Origin of the sequence: Vagococcus sp. WN89Y (genome assembly GCF_052220145.1) — a bacterium.
Classification (GTDB): domain Bacteria; phylum Pseudomonadota; class Gammaproteobacteria; order Enterobacterales; family Enterobacteriaceae; genus Kosakonia.
This window is the reverse complement of sequence record NZ_JBQPOM010000011.1, coordinates 165,735-185,468: the sequence shown is the minus strand read 5'-3', so window position 1 is coordinate 185,468 and position 19,734 is coordinate 165,735. Positions and strand designations below refer to the sequence as shown.

The 19,734-nt window shown below is 56.1% G+C and carries 17 protein-coding genes; all 17 read right to left on the bottom strand.

Annotation, left to right across the window (positions count from 1 at the left end; all coding sequences use genetic code 11):
• Positions 1-34: 34 nt before the first annotated feature.
• A complete protein-coding gene (gene ftsA, locus ACTU3N_RS02690; RefSeq protein ID WP_443084586.1) occupies positions 35-1,291 on the bottom strand; it encodes a cell division protein FtsA in 1,257 nt (418 codons plus the stop codon).
• Positions 1,288-2,136, bottom strand: a complete 849-nt coding sequence (ftsQ, locus tag ACTU3N_RS02685) for a cell division protein FtsQ (protein ID WP_443084585.1) — start codon at positions 2,134-2,136, stop codon at positions 1,288-1,290. Before ftsQ ends, ftsA begins: the two co-directional genes overlap by 4 nt.
• A 1-nt stretch (position 2,137) precedes the next feature.
• Positions 2,138-3,058, bottom strand: a complete 921-nt coding sequence (locus ACTU3N_RS02680; protein WP_443084584.1) for a D-alanine--D-alanine ligase — start codon at positions 3,056-3,058, stop codon at positions 2,138-2,140.
• On the bottom strand, positions 3,051-4,523 hold the full coding sequence (gene murC / locus ACTU3N_RS02675) for a UDP-N-acetylmuramate--L-alanine ligase (RefSeq protein WP_443084583.1): 1,473 nt from the start codon (positions 4,521-4,523) through the stop codon (positions 3,051-3,053). Before murC ends, ACTU3N_RS02680 begins: the two co-directional genes overlap by 8 nt.
• Positions 4,524-4,582: 59 nt before the next feature.
• Entirely contained in the window at positions 4,583-5,647 is a 1,065-nt protein-coding gene (gene murG, locus ACTU3N_RS02670; protein WP_443084582.1) for an undecaprenyldiphospho-muramoylpentapeptide beta-N-acetylglucosaminyltransferase, read from the bottom strand.
• Positions 5,644-6,888, bottom strand: coding sequence for a cell division protein FtsW (ftsW, locus tag ACTU3N_RS02665; RefSeq protein WP_443084581.1), 1,245 nt, complete (start codon positions 6,886-6,888; stop codon positions 5,644-5,646). Before ftsW ends, murG begins: the two co-directional genes overlap by 4 nt.
• Entirely contained in the window at positions 6,888-8,204 is a 1,317-nt protein-coding gene (murD, locus tag ACTU3N_RS02660) for a UDP-N-acetylmuramoyl-L-alanine--D-glutamate ligase (protein WP_443084580.1), read from the bottom strand. The genes ftsW and murD overlap by 1 nt, the downstream gene beginning before the upstream one ends.
• A gap of 2 nt (positions 8,205-8,206) precedes the next feature.
• On the bottom strand, positions 8,207-9,289 hold the full coding sequence (mraY, locus tag ACTU3N_RS02655; protein WP_443084579.1) for a phospho-N-acetylmuramoyl-pentapeptide-transferase: 1,083 nt from the start codon (positions 9,287-9,289) through the stop codon (positions 8,207-8,209).
• Positions 9,283-10,641 (bottom strand): UDP-N-acetylmuramoyl-tripeptide--D-alanyl-D-alanine ligase, encoded by a 1,359-nt coding sequence (gene murF, locus ACTU3N_RS02650; protein ID WP_443084578.1) that lies wholly within the window; start codon positions 10,639-10,641, stop codon positions 9,283-9,285. Before murF ends, mraY begins: the two co-directional genes overlap by 7 nt.
• Positions 10,638-12,125 carry a UDP-N-acetylmuramoyl-L-alanyl-D-glutamate--2,6-diaminopimelate ligase gene (gene murE / locus ACTU3N_RS02645; protein WP_443084577.1) on the bottom strand — a complete coding sequence of 496 codons (1,488 nt, stop codon included), beginning with the start codon at positions 12,123-12,125 and terminating at the stop codon, positions 10,638-10,640. Before murE ends, murF begins: the two co-directional genes overlap by 4 nt.
• Entirely contained in the window at positions 12,112-13,878 is a 1,767-nt protein-coding gene (locus ACTU3N_RS02640; protein WP_443084576.1) for a peptidoglycan glycosyltransferase FtsI, read from the bottom strand. The genes murE and ACTU3N_RS02640 overlap by 14 nt, the downstream gene beginning before the upstream one ends.
• 23 nt (positions 13,879-13,901) lie before the next feature.
• Entirely contained in the window at positions 13,902-14,267 is a 366-nt protein-coding gene (gene ftsL, locus ACTU3N_RS02635) for a cell division protein FtsL (RefSeq protein ID WP_443084575.1), read from the bottom strand.
• Complete coding sequence (rsmH, locus tag ACTU3N_RS02630; protein WP_443084574.1) at positions 14,264-15,205, bottom strand: 16S rRNA (cytosine(1402)-N(4))-methyltransferase RsmH; 942 nt, start codon at positions 15,203-15,205, stop codon at positions 14,264-14,266. Before rsmH ends, ftsL begins: the two co-directional genes overlap by 4 nt.
• 2 nt (positions 15,206-15,207) lie before the next feature.
• Positions 15,208-15,666: a division/cell wall cluster transcriptional repressor MraZ gene (gene mraZ / locus ACTU3N_RS02625; protein ID WP_443084573.1), complete on the bottom strand. Its 459-nt coding sequence runs from the start codon at positions 15,664-15,666 to the stop codon at positions 15,208-15,210.
• A 631-nt stretch (positions 15,667-16,297) separates the two neighbouring features.
• Positions 16,298-17,302 carry a catabolite repressor/activator gene (cra, locus tag ACTU3N_RS02620; RefSeq protein ID WP_443084572.1) on the bottom strand — a complete coding sequence of 335 codons (1,005 nt, stop codon included), beginning with the start codon at positions 17,300-17,302 and terminating at the stop codon, positions 16,298-16,300.
• 178 nt (positions 17,303-17,480) lie between these two features.
• On the bottom strand, positions 17,481-17,972 hold the full coding sequence (gene ilvN / locus ACTU3N_RS02615) for an acetolactate synthase small subunit (RefSeq protein ID WP_443084571.1): 492 nt from the start codon (positions 17,970-17,972) through the stop codon (positions 17,481-17,483).
• Between the two features lie 2 nt (positions 17,973-17,974).
• The gene (gene ilvI / locus ACTU3N_RS02610; protein ID WP_443084570.1) at positions 17,975-19,699 is read right to left on the bottom strand and encodes an acetolactate synthase 3 large subunit; all 1,725 of its coding nucleotides are present in this window, start codon (positions 19,697-19,699) and stop codon (positions 17,975-17,977) included.
• Positions 19,700-19,734 lie beyond the last annotated feature (35 nt).

Here is a 19,734-nt window from a genome sequence, read left to right as displayed (position 1 = left end):
TGAGACCGTTAATTTTCTACAGTCTCTGAAAAAATTAAAACTCTTTACGCAGCCAGCTATTGATTCGCTTAAACCATGAGCCAACTGACACCCGTTTTTCCACCTCAGCCTCACCACTTAAATGGGTTTCTTTCCCGTAGTGAAGCAGCCCGACAGCCGTTGAGTAATAAGGCTCCTGGGCATAGTCCGTCAAACCTGTAATATTAAGCGGCGCACCAATACGCACCTGCGTATGGAACACGCGCTGCGCGCAGGCCGCCAGGCCTTCGATTTGCGCCGCGCCGCCGGTCAACACAATCCCCGCCGCCAGATGATGTTTCACACCCTGCTGGCGAAGCTGCTCCTGCAACTGCAAAATCTCATCGTTCACCAGATTGAGCAGCTCGGTATAGCGCGGCTCAATCACATCTGCCAGCGTCTGGCGCTGCAAACTGCGCGGCGGACGCCCGCCAACGCTCGGTACTTCGACGCTTTCGTCTTTGCCAACCAGCGAGCCCAGCGCGCAGCCGTGGCGAACTTTAATCGCCTCGGCGTCGCTTGGCGGCGTGCCGAAAGCGTAAGCGATGTCGCTGGTCACCACGTTCCCCGCGTAGGGGATCACGCGCGTGTGGCGTAAAGCGCCGCCGGTATACACCGCCATATCCATGGTGCCACCGCCGATATCGACCACACAGACGCCCAGTTCGCGCTCATCTTCCGTTAACACGGAGTAGCTGGACGCCAGTCCGGCGAAAATGAGTTGGTCAACTTTCAATCCACATCGTTCAACCGCTTTAACAATGTTTTTCGCCATATCGTTGTGGCAGGTTATCAGGTGCACTTTCGCCTGCATACGCACGCCCGACAAACCAACCGGATTCTTGATCCCTTCCTGGTAGTCGATGGCGTACTCCTGCGGAATAACGTGCAACACACGGTGTTCGTCACGCACGCGCACCGATTTGGCGGTATGCACGACGTTTTCCACGTCTTCCTGCGTCACTTCTTCTTCGGAAATAGGCACCATACCTATTTCGTTCTGACAGCTAATATGTTTCCCCGACAGGGCAAGGTAGACCGACGAGATCTGGCAATCGGCCATCAGTTCGGCCTGATCGATGGCGCGTTGCACGCACTTCACCACCGATTCCAGATCGTTTACGCCGCCTTTATCCATCCCGCGGGAGGGGCAACTGCCCACGCCAATAATATTCACAATGCCGTCGGGCAGAACTTCCCCTACTAAAGCAGCCACCTTCGCGGTGCCAATCTCCAGTCCAACTACCAGTTTTCTGTCCGTCGCCTTGATCATTGTTGCTCTGCCTGTGCCTGATTCTGTTGTGCCTGATTTTGCTGCTGATTCGGTTCCTGAACAGGGGCCGCTTTCCAGCCAACAGCCGCGCCTGAGTCATAGCGTAAATCCACGTAGCTTATCTCTTTGCCATCCGCCTGCGCTTGCTGCTGCAACACCGGGTAGAGTTCGACAAAGCGCGCCAGACGTTTCATCGTGTCGCCACGGCCCAGGTTAAGCTTGATATCATTGCTTAACGTTATCTGCCATGAACGCCGCGCGGTCATGGCCGCCTCTTTTAACGTGAACCTGTCTTTTGCCAGCACTTGCCCCATATCCCGGTAACCCTGCAAAACTTCGCTTTCACTGCCTTCCGGGCCGTACAGCATCGGTAAAATCTGTTTACTGGTTCGTTCGGCCGGTATGCTGAACGCATTTCCGTCGATATCGACCATGTGCTGATCATTCCACCTTGCAATGGGCACATATTCAACCAGATGAATCTTCAATTCGTCCGGCCATTGTTTTCTTACGCTTGCCTGCTTTATCCAGGGCAGGCGTTCAATCTGGCTCTGGATGATATTCACATCCTGCGTCATAAAGGTGCCGGGCGCGCCCAGCGCCAGGATTGACTGGCGTATATCGTCGTTACGTGTGTAATGACGCTCGCCGGTCACCACCAGTTTCGACAATGGCAAACGCTGCGCATCGTCCATCCAGCCCAGAACCACCCAACCGCTGGCCAACACGGTGCACAGCACCGTCAGCAGGAAGATAATGCCTGCAAGACGCGTTCCATTATTCCGCCGCGAGGTCGTAACGGCCTCTGCGTCGCGGTTTCGCGTGTTCAGCGCAGCCTGAGACATATCACTCCGCCAGCGCCAGAATGCGCACAACCAGCTGCGAGAAGCTCATCCCTGCCTGCCGTGCCGCCATCGGCACCAGACTGTGGCTGGTCATGCCTGGCGACGTATTCGCCTCCAGCAGATAGAACTGACCGTCGCTGTCCAGCATGGCGTCTACCCGCCCCCAGCCACGGCAACCTAAAAGATCCCATGCTTTCATCACCAGGGAGCGTAAATTCGCCTCACGCTCCTCTTCTAAGCCAGATGGACAGAAATATTTCGTCTCATCAGAGAGATACTTCGCCTCATAATCATAGAAGATTCCCGCAGGTTGGATGCGAATAGACGGTAAAATTTCGTTTCCAAGTATCGCTACGGTAAATTCTGGCCCACTTAGCCATTTTTCAATTAAAACTTCATCATCGTGTTGAAACGCAAGTGCTAATGCCGAGTGCAAATCGTCACGATTGTCTACCTTTGACATCCCAACACTTGAGCCTTCACGGCTGGGCTTGACAATAACGGGTAAACCCAGATTATCAATGCGCTGAATATCATCAGTTTTCAGGCCTAATTCAAATTCGCTGCGCGTGACCGCCACCGAAGGAGCAACAGGCAAGCCTGCGCCTTGCCAAAGCAGCTTGCTGCGCAGTTTATCCATTGAAATAGCCGAGGCCATCACGCCGCTGCCGGTATAAGGCAGATCAATGGTTTCCAGCAATCCTTGCAAGGTTCCGTCTTCACCGCCGCGACCATGTAATGCAATAAAAACCTTACTGAAACCCATCTCTTTGAGACGCGTAATATCAGTATCGCGCGGGTCAATACCGTGGGCATCGACGCCGCCCTCGCGCAGACCAGCCAGCACGGCGGCGCCAGAGTTGAGCGACACTTCGCGCTCGGCGGACGTGCCGCCGAGCAGAACGGCAACTTTCTCAGCCATGGTTCTCCTCCGGCGTCTGCGGCTTCAGTTTTATCTCTGCCAGATTGCGCGCAACCTTGCCCACATTACCGGCGCCCTGGATAAGCACCAGATCGTTGCCGGTCAGCACCGGTGCCAGCATTTCCGCAACCTGTGCGGCATCAGGCACAAGGATCGGATCGATTTTGCCGCGCCCGCGAATAGTACGGCACAGCGAGCGGCTGTCCGCGCCCGGGATCGGCGCTTCACCTGCCGGATAAACTTCCAGCATCAGTAAGGCGTCCACCTGCGTCAGCACGTTGGCGAAATCATCATATAAATCTCGCGTGCGGGTATAACGGTGCGGCTGAAAGACCATCACCAGGTTTTTATCCGGCCAGCCTGCACGCGCAGCTTTAATGGTGGCATCGACTTCTGTCGGGTGGTGGCCATAGTCATCCACCAGCATCGCGGTGCCGGACTTCCCGTTGACCTCAGCCAGCGGGAACTCGCCGAGAAAATCAAAACGTCGACCGGTGCCCTGGAAGCTTGCCAGCGCACGCAAAATAGCCTCGTCTTCAATGCCCTCTTCGGTCGCCACGGACACCGCCGCCGCCGCGTTTAACGCATTATGACGACCCGGCGCATTGAGCGTGACGCGCAGCGCCGGTTTATCCTGGCGCACCAGCGTAAAATGCCCCTGCGGGCCTATCTGCTGGTAATCCTCAACGCGCACATCAGCGTCTGCGCTAAAACCATAAGTCGTGGTCTGACGCCCAACGCGCGGCAGCAGCTCGCGAATAACCGGGTCGTCAACACACATCACCGCACGGCCATAAAACGGCAGGTTGTGCAGGAAATTGATAAAGGTGGTCTTTAAATTTTCGAAGTCGCCCTGGTACGTATCCATATGATCGGCTTCGATATTGGTCACAATCGCCACCATCGGTTGCAGATGCAGGAAAGAGGCATCGCTCTCATCCGCTTCAGCAATCAAATAGCGGCTGTGGCCCAGGCGCGCATGCACGCCCGCGGCTTTCACCAGCCCGCCGTTGACAAACGTCGGGTCCAGACCGGCCTCGGCGTAGATGCTGGCCACCATCGCGGTGGTGGTCGTTTTGCCGTGCGTACCGGCGATAGCGATACCGTGGCGAAAACGCATCAGCTCTGCCAGCATCTCTGCGCGGCGGATCACCGGAATGCGTGCTTCATGCGCGGCGACGATTTCCGGGTTGTCGGCGGTGATGGCGCTTGAAACCACCACGACGCTTGCATCGCTGACGTTCTCCGGGCGATGGTTGAAATAGATGGTGGCGCCAAGTGAAGCCAGCTGTTGCGTAACCGCGTTCGGTGCCAGATCGGAACCGCTTATCTGGTAGCCTTCGTTGGCCAGCACTTCGGCAATACCGCCCATGCCAGCACCGCCAATGCCAACGAAGTGGATGTGCCGGACGCGTCGCATCTCGGGCACAATTAAACGCAGTTTCGCCAGTTCTTGTGTATTCATTCTCTCAACACCATCAACTACTTCAAAAATTCATGCGACGCAAAAGGCGCCGCCAGTATTTATGCCTGTGCTGCAAGGCTGACTTCATGGGCTACCCGTTCGGTAGCATCCGGGATGGACGTCGCGCGCGCGCGTTGCGCCATCTCCAGCAGAGTTTCGCGATCCCAGCCCGCAAGCGTTGCGGCCACGGCATCCACCGTAAACTGCGGCTGCTCAAGGATCTTCGCAGCCCCCGCCTTTTCCAGCGGCAACGCGTTCCAGTACTGCTGGCGGTCTTTATGCTGAAACGGCACAAACAGCGCCGGTAAACCTGCCGCAGCAATTTCACTGACCGTCAGCGCGCCCGAGCGGCAAACCACCACATCGGCCCACGCATAGGCCTGAGCCATATCGTCAATAAATTCCGTAACTTTATGCCCCGGCGCGCCCGCAGCGAGATAATCTTGCTCCACCGTCTGCTGCGCGCCTTTACCGCTCTGATGCCAGATGGTGATGGCATCGCCCAGTTTTGCGGCGACGTGCGGCATCGTCTGGTTGAGGATGCGCGCGCCCTGCGACCCGCCGACCACCAGCACTCTTACCGGCCCGCTACGCCCCGACAAGCGGGTTTGCGGCAGCGCCAGCTCCAGCACATCGACACGCACCGGGTTCCCTACGACGTCCGCCTTCGGGAACGCGCCGGGAAAAGCCTGCATCACTTTGGTGGCGATTTTCGCCAGCCATTTGTTCGTCAGCCCGGCGATACCATTCTGCTCGTGCAGCACTACCGGGATACCAAGCGACCAGGCCGCCAGGCCGCCAGGACCGGAAACATAGCCGCCCATCCCCAGCACAACGTCAGGCTTAAAGCGCTGCATAATGGCGCGCGCCTGACGCCAGGCGTTAAAAATATGCAGCGGCGCTAACAGCAATGCTTTAAGACCTTTACCGCGCAGGCCGGAGATACGGATAAAATCAATCTCAATACCGTGCTTTGGCACCAAATCGGCTTCCATGCGATCGGCGGTTCCGAGCCAGCGCACTTGCCAGCCCTGATCCATCAAATGGTGCGCAACGGCCAAACCGGGGAACACATGCCCGCCGGTGCCGCCTGCCATCACCATCAACCGCTTTGCCTCACTCATCGCACACCTCGTGTGAACGCCTGCGCTGTTTTCAGACGCGTCTCATAATCTATTCGTAGCAACAGCGTAATCGCCGTCGACATAATCAATAAACTCGACCCACCGTAGCTGATAAGCGGCAGCGTCAGCCCCTTGGTCGGCAACATACCTGCCGCCGCGCCGACGTTTACCAGCGCCTGGAAACTGAACCAGATACCAATTGAGCAGGCCAGAAAACCGGAGAAACGGTGGTCGATTTGCAGCGCTTTTCGCCCGATAGACATGGCGCGAAAAGCGACGAAGAATACCATTAAAAGTGCCAGTACCACACCGATATAACCGAGTTCTTCCCCGATAATGGAGAAAATGAAGTCAGTGTGCGCCTCCGGCAGATACTCCAGTTTCTGTATCGAATTGCCCAGACCCTGCCCCCACAATTCACCGCGCCCAAAGGCCATCAGCGACTGGGTTAACTGGTAACCGCTGCCGAACGGATCTTCCCAGGGGTTCCAGAAAGACGTCACGCGGCGGATACGGTACGGCTCGGCAAGGATCAGCAACACCACCGCCGAGATGCCCATGCCGATGATGGCAATGAACTGCCAGAGCTTGGCACCCGCAAGAAACAGCATCGCAAGCGTTGTGATAAATAGCACCACAACCGTACCGAGGTCAGGCTGCGCCAGCAGCAGCACGGCCAGTACCAGAATCACGCCCATCGGTTTAAGGAAGCCGCGCAGGTTGTTACGCACTTCGTCCACCTTGCGCACCAGATAGTTCGCCAGATAACAGAACAGCGACAGCTTGGTGAACTCCGCAGGCTGAAAGCGCATCACGCCCAGGTCTATCCAGCGCGATGCCCCGTTGATGGAGCTGCCCACGACTAAAACCAGCAGCAGCATAATAATCGCCGCGATAAGCATCGCTGAGCTGTATTTCTGCCAGAAATCCATCGGCAGGCGCAGCGTGATTATCGCCAGGCAAAAGGCAAGAAACAGATACAGCGCATGGCGTTTAGCGAAGAAGAACGGATCTTCGGTCAGGCGCTGGCCGACCGGCATCGAAGCCGAGGTGACCATAATAAAACCAATTGCCGCCAGCCCCAGCGTTAACCACAGCAGCATACGGTCATACATGACCAGGCTGTCGGTATCTTTCTGCCTGGAGCCCATCACCCACCCTTTGAGCGCCGAAAACAGCCACGCCAGGATGCTAAATCCTGGCAGGCGCGGCATGTGAAGGCGGGGAAGAGTCAAACGCATCAGCCTAACTCCTGCGCCAGACGGGTGAAGACATCGCCCCGTTGTTCAAAATTCTTAAACTGATCGAGGCTGGCGCACGCAGGCGAAAGCAGCACCATATCTCCCGGCTGCACGCGCGTTGCAATAAGCTGCATCGCCTGCTCCATCGTCTCTGTTTGCGTGGCGATCTCCGGGCGCAGCGCCGCCAGTTCAGCACCGTCGCGACCAAAGCAGTACAAACGTATACGATCGCCTGCAAGATAGCGTTTTAACGGGGTGAAGTCGGCAGACTTGCCATCGCCGCCGAGCAAAAGGTGCAGGGTGCCATCAAGCTGCAACCCGTTCAGCGCCGCTTCGGTGCTGCCAACGTTGGTCGCTTTTGAATCGTTTATCCAGCGCACGCCGTTGTTTTCCAGCGCTAACTGGAAACGGTGCGGCAAACCGGTAAACGTGGTCAGCGCCGTCAGGCTGCTGGAGCGCGGTATGCCAGCGGCATCGGCCAGCGCCAGCGCCGCGAGAGCATTGGTGTAGTTGTGCTGGCCGGTCAGCTTCATCTCTTTGACGTTCAGCACTTTTTCGCCTTTAACACGCAGCCAGATTTCACCCAGCTGGCGGTTCAGGTGATAGTCGCCAACATCGACGCCAAAACTGACGCAGCGCTCATCGGCACCGCGTACCGGCATAGTCAGCGCATCATCGGCGTTGACCACGCAGGTTTTGGCGTTTTCGTAAATGCGTAATTTCGCCGCGCGATACTGCTGTAACCCGAACGGATAGCGATCCATATGATCTTCCGTTACGTTCAGGATAGTGGCCGCCACCGCCCGCAGACTGGAGGTGGTTTCCAGTTGGAAGCTGGAAAGCTCCAGCACATACAGCTCGCGCTCATCATCAAGCAACATCAGCGCAGGCAGGCCAATATTGCCGCCAACGCCAACATTCATCCCGGCAGCCTGAGCCATTTCGCCGACCAGTTTGGTGACGGTGCTTTTACCGTTCGAGCCGGTAATCGCGACGATCGGCGCTTTGGCTTCGCGGCAAAAGAGTTCGATATCGCCAACGATTTCGACCCCTGCGTCAGCGGCAGCGCTCAGTGAAGGATGCGCGAGCGCGACGCCGGGGCTTGCCACGATAAGATCGGCCGCCAGCAGCCAGTCATCGTTAAGACTACCAAGATGACGCTCCACTTCTTCCGGCAGCTTATCCAGCCCCGGCGGTGAAATGCGCGTATCCATCACGCGCGGCGTTACGCCGCGCGCAAGGAAAAAGTCCACGCAGGAAAGGCCGGTCAGGCCTAATCCAATAATGACGACTTTTTTGTCCTGGTAATCAACCATGATTAACGTACCTTCAGCGTTGCCAGGCCAATCAGCACCAGCATCAGCGAAATAATCCAGAAGCGCACAATCACGCGCGGCTCCGGCCAGCCTTTCAGTTCATAGTGGTGATGAATCGGCGCCATGCGGAAAATCCGCTGGCCGCGTAACTTAAACGACCCGACCTGCAAAATCACCGACAGGGTTTCCACCACAAACACCCCGCCCATAATCACCAGCAAAAACTCCTGGCGCAGCAGCACGGCAATAATGCCCAGCGCGCCGCCAAGCGCCAGAGAACCAACATCGCCCATAAATACCTGAGCCGGATAGGTGTTAAACCATAAAAAACCCAGCCCCGCGCCAACAATCGCCGTACAGACAATCACCAGCTCCCCGGCATGGCGCAGGTAGGGAATATGCAGGTAGTTGGCGAAATTCATATTCCCGGTCGCCCAGGCCACCAGCGCAAAACCGCCCGCAACAAATACCGTTGGCATAATTGCCAGGCCATCAAGGCCATCGGTCAGGTTGACCGCGTTGCCGGTACCAACAATCACAAAATACGCCAGCAGAATGTAGAAAATGCCCAGCTGCGGCATCACATCTTTAAAGAACGGTACCACCAGCTCGGTCGCCGGCGTGTCTTTGCCCGCCAGGTAGAGCGCAAACGCTACGCCCAGCGCAATCACCGACATCCAGAAATACTTCCAGCGCGCGATCAGGCCTTTGGTGTCTTTACGCACCACCTTGCGGTAATCATCCACAAAACCAATCACGCCATAGCCCACCAGCACCGTCAGCACGCACCAGACGTACGGGTTAGAGGGGTAAGCCCACAGCAGTACGGAAACCACGATAGCGGTAAGGATCATGATCCCGCCCATCGTCGGCGTGCCGCGCTTGCTAAAGTGCGACTCCGGGCCATCGTTACGCACAACCTGGCCAAAAGAGAGTTTTTGCAGACGCGCAATCATGCGCGGCCCCATCCACAATGAGATAAACAGCGCGGTCAGCAGGCTGACGATGGCGCGAAACGTCAAATAAGAGAAGACGTTAAAGCCGGAATAATATTTGACCAGATGTTCGGCCAGCCACACTAACATGTTCCTTTCTCCTGTAATTCGCGAACCACCTCTTCCATGGCGGAACTACGTGAACCTTTCACTAAAATGGTCATTATTTTATGTTCAGCAAGCAGCGCGTTAAGTCTCGCGACCGCGGCTTTTTTATCGCTAAAATGCTCGCCCACGCCGCTGGCATCGCTCAGCGCTTTGCTCAGTTTTCCAACGCTCAATACTTTGTCGATACCTGCCGCTTTCGCCGCTTCGCCCACCTGAATGTGGCAGGCCTCGCTTTCATCGCCAAGCTCGGCCATATCGCCAACGACCATCACGCGAAAGCCCGGCATTTCAGATAACACCTGCGCGGCGGCGGTCATCGAGCCGACGTTGGCGTTATAGGTGTCATCCAGCAACAGCTGATTTTCGCTAAGCTGCACCGGGAACAAACGCCCCGGCACCGCTTTCAGGCGCGCGAGGCCTTTTTTCACCGCGTCCAGCCCGGCACCGACTGCCATTGCCAGCGCCGTCGCCGCCAGCGCATTGGCGATATTATGCCGCCCAGGCAGTGGCAGCGTGACCGCGATGTCGCCGGTCGGCGTCTGCAAAGTGAACTCCGTGCCATGTGAGGTCACATGCACATCGGTCGCGGTAAAATCACTGTTTGCCGCATTCGGTGAAAAACGCCACACTTTGCGCTCGCCGATAATGCTCTGCCAGTTCAGCCAGTCGTTATTATCCGCGTTCATAATGGCCACACCATTTTGCGGCAGGCCGGTATAGATTTCGCCTTTCGCTTTTGCCACTCCCGCCAGCGAACCGAACCCTTCCAGATGCGCCGCCGCCAGGTTGTTGACCAGCGCCGCTTCCGGGCGCGTCAGCCCCACGGTCCAGGCTATCTCGCCCTGATGGTTTGCACCCAGTTCAATCACTGCGTACTCATGGGCTTTGGTTAAACGCAGCAATGTCATCGGCACGCCAATGTCATTGTTTAGATTGCCCGCGGTATAAAGCGTGTTGCCGCACTCGCTCAAAATGGCGGCGGTCATCTCTTTGACCGATGTTTTACCTGAAGAACCCGTGAGCGCCACGACGCGCGTCGGCACCTGCTGGCGCACCCATGCGCCCAGTTCGCCAAAGGCCAGGCGCGTGTCTTTTACCACCAGCTGTGGCAAATCGCACGCCAGCTTACGGCTAACCAGCAGCGCGCCAGCCCCGCCCGCTTGCGCTTGCTCGGCAAAGTCGTGCGCATCGAAGCGCTCGCCTTTCAGCGCAACAAACAGACAGCCCGCCGTCAGCTTGCGGGTATCGGTCGTGACGTCTTCAATAGTGGCATCCTGACCATGGAGTTCACCGTGCAAAATCCCGGCGAGCTGGCTGAGGGTTACACTAATCATGCGATAGCCCCCAACAAGCGCGCGACGGTGACGCGATCTGAGTAGTCCAGACGGCGCGTGCCGACGATTTGATAATCTTCATGGCCTTTACCGGCCACCAGCACCACGTCGTTCTCTTTCGCCTGCATAATCGTATTGGTCACCGCTTCGGCACGCCCTTCCACGACGCGCGCGCGGCCCGCGTCCAGCATACCGGCAAGAATATCGTTGATAATGGCGCGTGGCTCTTCGGTGCGCGGGTTATCGTCCGTCACCACTGGAATGTCGGCAAACTGCTCGGCAATTGCGCCCATTAACGGACGTTTTCCTTTGTCGCGATCGCCGCCGCAGCCGAACACACACCACAGCGTGCCGGTACAGTGCAGGCGCGCCGCCTGTAACGCTTTTTCCAGCGCATCCGGCGTGTGCGCATAATCCACGACCACTGTCGGTTTGCCCGGCGCTTTGAACACTTCCATACGACCGCATACCGGTTGCAGGCGAGACGCGGTTTGCAATAGCGCGCTCAGCGGATAGCCCAGCGCCAGCAGCGTCGCCAGCGCCAGCAGCAGGTTGCTGACGTTAAATGCCCCCATCAGGCGGCTTTCAATTTCGCCTTCGCCCCAGGATGAGTCAAAACGAATCGTTGCTCCGCTGTCGTGATAATTCACGTCAACAGCTTTCAGCCAGCGCCCGTGGCAGTCAGGGTTGATATGCCCTTCCATCGAGACAGCCACGCCGTCCGGCAGCTTAGCCAGCCAGCGACGCCCTACTTCGTCATCGGCGTTGACAATCGCCTGACCATAATGATGAGAAGAGAACAGCAGCCATTTTGCCGCTTCGTAATGCTCCATATCGCCGTGATAATCAAGGTGATCGCGGCTTAGATTGGTAAACACCGACGCGGCAAATTTCAGTGCCGCCACGCGATGTTGCACCAGACCGTGGGAGGAGACTTCCATCGCCGCGACGCTCGCGCCCTGCCGGGCCAGGTTAGCAATCACATGCTGCACATCGACGGCTGAACCGGTGGTATTTTCCGTTGGGATAACTTTCCCCAATAAACCGTTGCCGACGGTGCCCATCACTGCGCTAGTTTCGCCAAGCAGCTGGCTCCACTGCGCCAGAAGCTGAGTGGTAGTCGTTTTACCGTTGGTACCTGTTACGCCTATCAGGCGTAGCTGTTCTGAAGGCTCGCCATAAAAACGCCCCGCCAGCGCGGAGAGACGCTCGGTTAACTGGCTGAGATAGATAACCGGGACACCGTGCATTTCACGAATTTCACCGTCATTTGCTTCGTCTTTCGCTTCAGCAATAATGGCAGCAACACCTTGCGCAATCGCCTGCGGGATATAACGACGCCCGTCCGCCTGATGACCGACCACCGCCACAAAGAGATCGCCCGACGCAGCCACACGGCTGTCGAGTGTCATCTCTCGTAGTGCTCGCGCAGGGGCCGTCGGCACCCACGGAGCGAGTAGGTCGCGCAAATTACGATCTGCCACCTGTTCCCTCGCCTTGATTAATTACAAACTCACTTTTCTCGCTCGTGGTCAGCGCATCCGGCTCAATGTTCATGGTGCGCAGTACGCCGCCCATGATGGCACCGAAGACCGGCGCGGACACGGCGCCACCGTAGTATTTACCCGCTTGCGGGTCGTTTATCACCACCACCAGCGCAAAGCGCGGGCGGCTGGCAGGCGCGACGCCAGCGGTATAAGCAATGTATTTGTTGATATAGCGACCGTCCGGCCCGACCTTTTTCGCGGTACCGGTTTTGATCGCAATACGATACCCCTTGATGGCGGCTTTCACGCCGCCGCCGCCCGGCAGCGCCACGCTCTCCATCATATGTACAACGGTACGTACGATGGACTCGCTGAAGATGCGCTCACCCGGTACCGGAGGGTCGACCTTGGTTATCGACAGCGGTCGGTAGATGCCGTAGCTGCCAATTGTTGCGTAGACTCGCGCTAACTGTAACGGTGTTACCATTAGCCCGTAGCCGAAAGAGAAGGTGGCCCTCTCTATGTCAGACCACCGTTGTTTTTGAGGATATAAGCCACTGCGTTCTCCGACCAACCCCAAATTGGTCGCCTTTCCCAGTCCAAAACGTGAGTAAGTATCTACTAACGCTGAGGACGGCATCGCTAACGCCAGCTTGGAAACACCAACGTTACTCGACTTCTGTAGAACCCCGGTCAGGGTCAGTTCGCTGTATCGCGCCACGTCTTTGATTTCGTGGCCGTTAACCCGGTAAGGCACGGTGTTGAGCACCGTGTTTGGCGTGACGACGCCGCGCTGCAAGGCGGTCATCACCACCATTGGTTTCACGGTGGAACCCGGTTCGAAAACGTCGGTAATCGCACGGTTACGCATGGCATCTTTTGCCGTGCCGGAGAAGTTGTTCGGGTTATAGGACGGGCTGTTAGCCATCGCTAACACTTCGCCGGTGTTCACATCTACCAGCACGGCGCTGCCGGATTCCGCCTTGTTAAAAGCCACGGCGTTGTTCAGTTCGCGATAGACCAGCGCTTGCAGGCGCTCATCAATGCTCAGCGCAAGGTTATGCGCGGCCTGGCTGTCGGTCGAAGAGATATCTTCTATCACCCGGCCATAGCGGTCTTTACGCACCACGCGCTCGCCAGGCTGGCCGGTGAGCCATTTATCAAAGCTCTTTTCAACCCCTTCAATGCCCTGGCTGTCAACGTTGGTAAAACCGATGAGGTGAGCGGTCACTTCCCCGGACGGGTAGTAACGGCGAGACTCCTCGCGCAGATGGATGCCCGGCAGCTTAAGCTTTTTAATGTAATCGCCCAGGTCCGGGTTCACCTGGCGCGCCAGATAGATAAAGCGCCCTTTCGGGTTGGCGTTGATGCGCGCCGCCAGCTGGTCGAGAGGCATATTCAGCGCATCCGAGAGCGCTTTCCAGCGGTTATCCAGCGACACGCCGCCCGCGTCATGCAGCTCTTTCGGATCGGCCCAGATGGCTTTTACCGGCACGCTCACCGCCAGCGGGCGGCCGGAGCGGTCGGTAATCATCCCGCGCGAGGTGGCGACTTCCTGCACGCGCAGGGAACGCATGTCGCCTTCGCGCACCAGCATATCCGGGTTGATTATCTGTAAATACGCAACGCGCCCGAGCAAAAACCCGAGCGCCAGCAGAATGCAACCGCAAAGCAACGCAAAACGCCAGCTGATAAAGCTGGCCTGGTCGTCATGGCGTTTCGGTTTAAGCGTCTTCGCCGCGGCTTTCATGCGTTGCGTAATTCCTTCATCATCTATTTCTGCACTACGATATTTTCCTGAGAGGGATCAACATGCTGCATTTGCAGCTTTTCGGTTGCGATCCGTTCGACCCGGCTGTGATCGCCAAGGGCGTTCTCTTCAAGAATCAGGTTGCGCCATTCGATATCCAGCGCATCGCGCTCAAGCACTAACTGCTCGCGCTGCGCGGTCAATAAGCGAGTATGGTGCGAGGTGGTTACCACCGTCACCGCCGTCATGATGATGCAAATGAACAAGCAGAGTGGCAGTTTCCCGAAACGCAAAAGATCGTCGCCGATCACGCCAGGCAAAGCATGGCGCTCGTTGCTTCCTAACGATCCCTTCACTTTGCTCAGGGTCTCTGTCACTCTGCTGATCATGCGTTCGTCCTCTCTGCAATGCGCAGAACTGAACTCCGGGCGCGTGGATTTTCGGCCACTTCTTCTTCACCCGGCATTAACTTTCCTAAGGCTCGCAACTGACGACCGCCCAGTTTACTGAGTTGCGCTTCGGTCATCGGTAACCCGGCAGGAACCTGCGGGCCACGGCTTTGCTCACGCATAAAGCGTTTCACAATGCGGTCTTCCAGTGAGTGGAAGCTGATGACAGAAAGCCGCCCTCCGGGGGCAAGCACGCCGAGCGAGTTTTTTAGCGCCAGCTCTATTTCCTCCAGTTCACTGTTCACCCAGATGCGCACCGCCTGGAAGGTACGGGTCGCGGGATGTTTGAATTTGTCCTTCACCGGCGTTGCCGCCGCCACCACTTCTGCCAGCTCTTTGGTGCGGGTCATCGGATCGACACGGTTACGTTCAACGATGGCGCGGGCGATGCGCCTGGCGAAACGTTCTTCGCCAAACGTTTTCAGCACCCAGGCAATATCGGCTTCGTCTGCGGTCTGAAGCCACTCGGCAGCCGACTGGCCGCGCGTTGGATCCATACGCATATCCAGCGGACCGTCACGCATAAACGAAAAGCCGCGCTCCGGGTCGTCAAGCTGCGGTGAAGAGACGCCAAGATCGAGCAAAATACCGTCAATCTTGCCAACAAGTTCGCGCTCGCTGACATAATCAGCAAGCGCGGAAAAGGGTCCATGAATGATGGAGAAGCGGGGGTCATCAATGGTCTTCGCAACGGCAATCGCCTGCGGATCGCGATCGATAGCCAACAAGCGTCCTTCCGCTCCCAGTTGGGAGAGGATCAGGCGCGAGTGTCCACCGCGACCAAAAGTGCCATCAATGTAAATACCGTCCGGACGAATGTTCAGGCCATTAACGGCCTCATCCAGCAGTACCGTCGTGTGTTTAAAATTTTCCATCATCTTTATAGAGACAAATCCTGCAATCTGTCTGAAAGCGCTTCAGAACCAGACTGCTCAGCGTCGATATCTTCCCTGACCTGTTGATACCAGGTCGTTTCGTCCCACAGTTCAAACTTATTGAACTGCCCGACCAGCATCACTTCTTTGGTCAGCCCGGCGTGCTGTCTTAAAACAGGCGCTATCAAAAGGCGCCCGGCGCTATCCATCTGGCATTCGCTGGCATGACCCAGCAATAAACGTTGTACGCGCCGTTCAAGCGGATTCATGCTTGATAGCCGCGACAACTTTTGCTCGATTATTTCCCATTCGGGCAAGGGGTAAAGCAGCAGGCATGAGTGATGGATGTCAATGGTGCAAACCATTTGACCGGAGGCATTCTCCTGCAGCGTTTCCCGATAACGGGTAGGAACGGCTAAGCGCCCCTTGCTGTCGAGATTCACTAATGTCGCTCCGCGGAACATATCCGATTCACCCCCAGGTGACCTTTTTTACCACTTTATCCCACAAATCCCCACAATGGGAGTTTACGGAGCGGAGGAAAAGCTTGTCAAGCTAGCGCAAACGCTAACTTGAGCAAAAGATCCCTTATTTGCAGTGAATATCTGTGCTGGTGAATTACTGCTCAACTTGCGTGGCAAATTAACGTCATGAATATTTGCAAGAAAATAAATAGAGAATACGCACCGGCGTTTAAAACCATTCAATTTCTACGCGCAAAATATAAAAATGTCAGTTTGCGACGCGGGCGGCATTTTAAGACATATTGAAGCGACTTAACAGCACCAGTTAATGCCAGCCACGTTTAGCGCTGGCGGCTTTTCGCCTTAGATAAAATTGGTTTCAACAAAACGGTTATTTATTCAACAAAGCGGTCATTTTTTAGATGTAACAATTCAATACAAAAAAGCTTTATCGCCCGCTTTTCATTACGCCGAAATTTCATAAAAAATTCGATTTAAGAATTCAGTCGAATTAATAAAAATTTCCGCCGATATATAAAATAAGGATTTATCTTAAGTAACCGGTATCCATAATTATGCCCGATATCAGGTAAAACTAAAAAGGCAGCGAACGCTGCCTTAGTGGTTCCTTTTAAACGCGGCTTAATATGCCACGGCGATAAAGATTTCGCCGGATACGGCTAAGGCCAGGTTTTGGCTTGCGGGGTTCATCAAGGCTTGCCAGCACGATTTCCAGCACCCGTTCGGCAACGTCGCGATGACGCTGCGCCACCGCTAACACCGGGCATTGCAGAAAATCGAGCAGCTCGTGATCGCCAAACGTTGCAATCGCCAGGTCGGCAGGAAGCTTACCATCGCGGCGCAATGTAACATCCAGCACACCCTGTAACAAAGCAAACGAGGTGATAAACATCGCCTGTGGCATCGGGTTTGTTTCCAGCCATTTTTCAAATAGCTGCCCTGCCGTTTCCCGCTCATAGCTATTGGCGTAAAGAAACTGCACCTCGCGCGGATCGTCTTTCCATGCGGTGCGAAAACCCTGCTCACGCAGGAAACTCACCGACAGTTCCGGTAACGCGCCCAGGTAAAGCACGCGCTCTGCCGGGAACTTACGCAGCTCCAGGGCCAGCATTTCCGCATCGTCCTGATCGGCACCAACGACACTGGTGAAGTGTTCGCGATCTAAGGCCCTGTCCAGCGCAACGATCGGGAAAGGATCGTTAGCCCAACGCTGGTAGAACGGATGCTCCGGGGGAAGCGAGGTAGAGACGATGATGGCATCCACCTGGCGCTGTAACAAATGTTCAATACAGCGCATTTCGTTATCCGGCTGATCTTCCGAGCAGGCAATTAACAGCTGATACCCACGCTGGCGCGCCTGCCGTTCAAGATAGTTAGCAATCCGTGTATAGCTCGTGTTTTCCAGGTCGGGAATAACCAGGCCAATCGAGCGCGTACGCCCGGCTCGCAACCCGGCCGCTACCGCATTCGGGTGGTAGTTATGCTCGCGCACGACCGCCATGACTTTCTCAACGGTTTTATCGCTGACACGATATTGCTTCGCCTTCCCATTGATAACATAGCTGGCCGTGGTTCGTGAGACGCCGGCAAGCCGGGCGATTTCATCCAGTTTCACAATTGCCCCTTAAAAATAATGAACTCCATAACCTTTTTAGGGATATTAGTTAATTTCCATAACATCTAAGCGCAGAATAGTCACTGCGGCAACAGCTTTTGCTTCCGATTGCCTGATTTGACGTAAAAAAAAGCCCGGCATGAGTCGCCGGGTCTTTAAAGGCTGAAGCGCCTGGTACTCAGCGCATAATTTTATCGCCACGGGATAGCCCCACGACACCGGAACGTGCCACTTCTGTGATTTTAGCGACATCGCGGATCGTTGCCAGGAAGGCGTCCAGCTTATCGCTGGTTCCGGCCAGTTGAACCGTATAAATAGAAGGAGTGACATCAATAATCTGCCCACGGAAGATCTCCGTGTTGCGTTTAACCTCTTCGCGCCCGTAGCCGCTGGCCTGGATTTTCACCAGCATGATTTCGCGCTCAACATACGCGCCCTGCCCCAGCTCGTTAACGCGCAAAACGTCGACCAGTTTATGCAGCTGCTTTTCAATTTGCTCGAGTACTTTCTGATCGCCGACGGTCTGAATCGTCATACGCGACAGCGTCGGATCGTCAGTCGGTGCCACCGTCAGGCTTTCGATATTGTATCCACGCTGTGAAAACAGACCAATTACGCGCGACAATGCACCCGACTCATTTTCCAGTAATACAGATAATATCCGGCGCATAATCAGGTCCTCTCCGTTTTGCTAAGCCACATCTCATCCATGCCGCCGCCGCGGATCTGCATTGGATAAACGTGTTCACTGCCGTCAACCGTTACATCAACAAACACCAGACGATTATTTTTCACCTGTTCCAGCGCTTCACTAAGCTTTGCCTCCAGCTCGCCCGGCTGGGTAATGCGTATACCAACGTGACCGTAAGCTTCGGCCAGGCGGGCAAAATCCGGCAACGATTGCATATACGACTGGGAATGGCGACCTGAATAAATCATATCCTGCCACTGTTTTACCATCCCCAGATAACGGTTGTTCAGGTTGAGCACCAGCACCGGCAACTCATATTGCAGCGCCGTAGAAAGCTCCTGAATGTTCATCTGGATGCTGCCGTCACCGGTGACGCAAATCACCGTCTCTTCCGGCAGCGCCATTTTTACCCCAAGCGCGGCGGGCAAGCCAAAACCCATCGTGCCCAGGCCGCCGGAGTTTATCCAGCGGCGCGGTTTATCAAAGCGGTAGTAGAGCGCGGCAAACATCTGATGCTGCCCAACATCAGAGGTGACGTAAGCATCACCGTGAGTCAGACGCCAAATCGTTTCGATCACCGCCTGCGGTTTAATGCTTTCACTTTGGGTGTCATATTTCAGGCACTGGCGTGCACGCCACTGATCGATACGCAGCCACCAGTCACGAATATCATCAAGCGGCTGCGGGTAAGCTTCCTGATTCAGCAGATCCAGCATCTGATCCAGCACCAGACCCGCATCGCCCACGATAGGCACATCGGCCTGCACAGTTTTTGAAATGGAGGTGGGATCGATATCAATATGCAGCACGGTCGCCTGTGGGCAATATTTAGCCAGGTTATTGGTGGTGCGATCGTCAAAGCGCACGCCGACGGCGAAGATCACGTCAGAGTGGTGCATGGTCATATTCGCTTCGTAAGTGCCATGCATCCCGAGCATACCTAATGCCTGACGGTGCGAGGCCGGGAAAGCCCCCAGCCCCATCAGGGAAGAAACCACCGGCAGGTTGAGCGCCTCAGCCAGTGTTAATAACTGCTTTTCACAGGCAGCGTTAATGGCGCCGCCGCCGACATACACCACCGGTTTTTTCGCGTCGGCCAGCGTTTGCAGCGCGCGCTTAATTTGCCCTTTGTGCCCCTGCGTTGTCGGGTTATAGGAGCGCATACTGACCGATTCCGGCCAGACGTACGGCAGCTTATTGGCCGGGTTCATAATATCTTTTGGCAGATCGACCACCACCGGGCCAGGACGACCTGTCGATGCGAGCCAGAAGGCTTTTTTCAGCACGCCAGGAATATCTTCCGCCTGCTTGACCAGGAAGCTGTGTTTTACCACCGGGCGGGAGATCCCGACCATGTCGCACTCCTGAAAGGCGTCGTAACCAATCAGCGATGTCGCGACCTGCCCGGATAGCACCACCAGAGGAATGGAGTCCATATACGCGGTGGCAATGCCGGTGATGGCATTGGTCGCACCAGGCCCAGAGGTGACCAGTACAACACCGACTTCACCTGTTGCCCGCGCCAGCCCGTCGGCCATATGCACCGCCGCCTGCTCATGGCGCACCAATACGTGCTCAATCCCCCCTACCGTATGCAGCGCATCGTAGATATCCAGCACCGCACCTCCGGGATAGCCGAACACCTTCTTGACGCCCTGATCGATAAGCGACCGGACGACCATCTCGGCTCCAGACAACATCTCCATGGTTTGCCTCCAGGCATACAGAACAGGACGTCCTG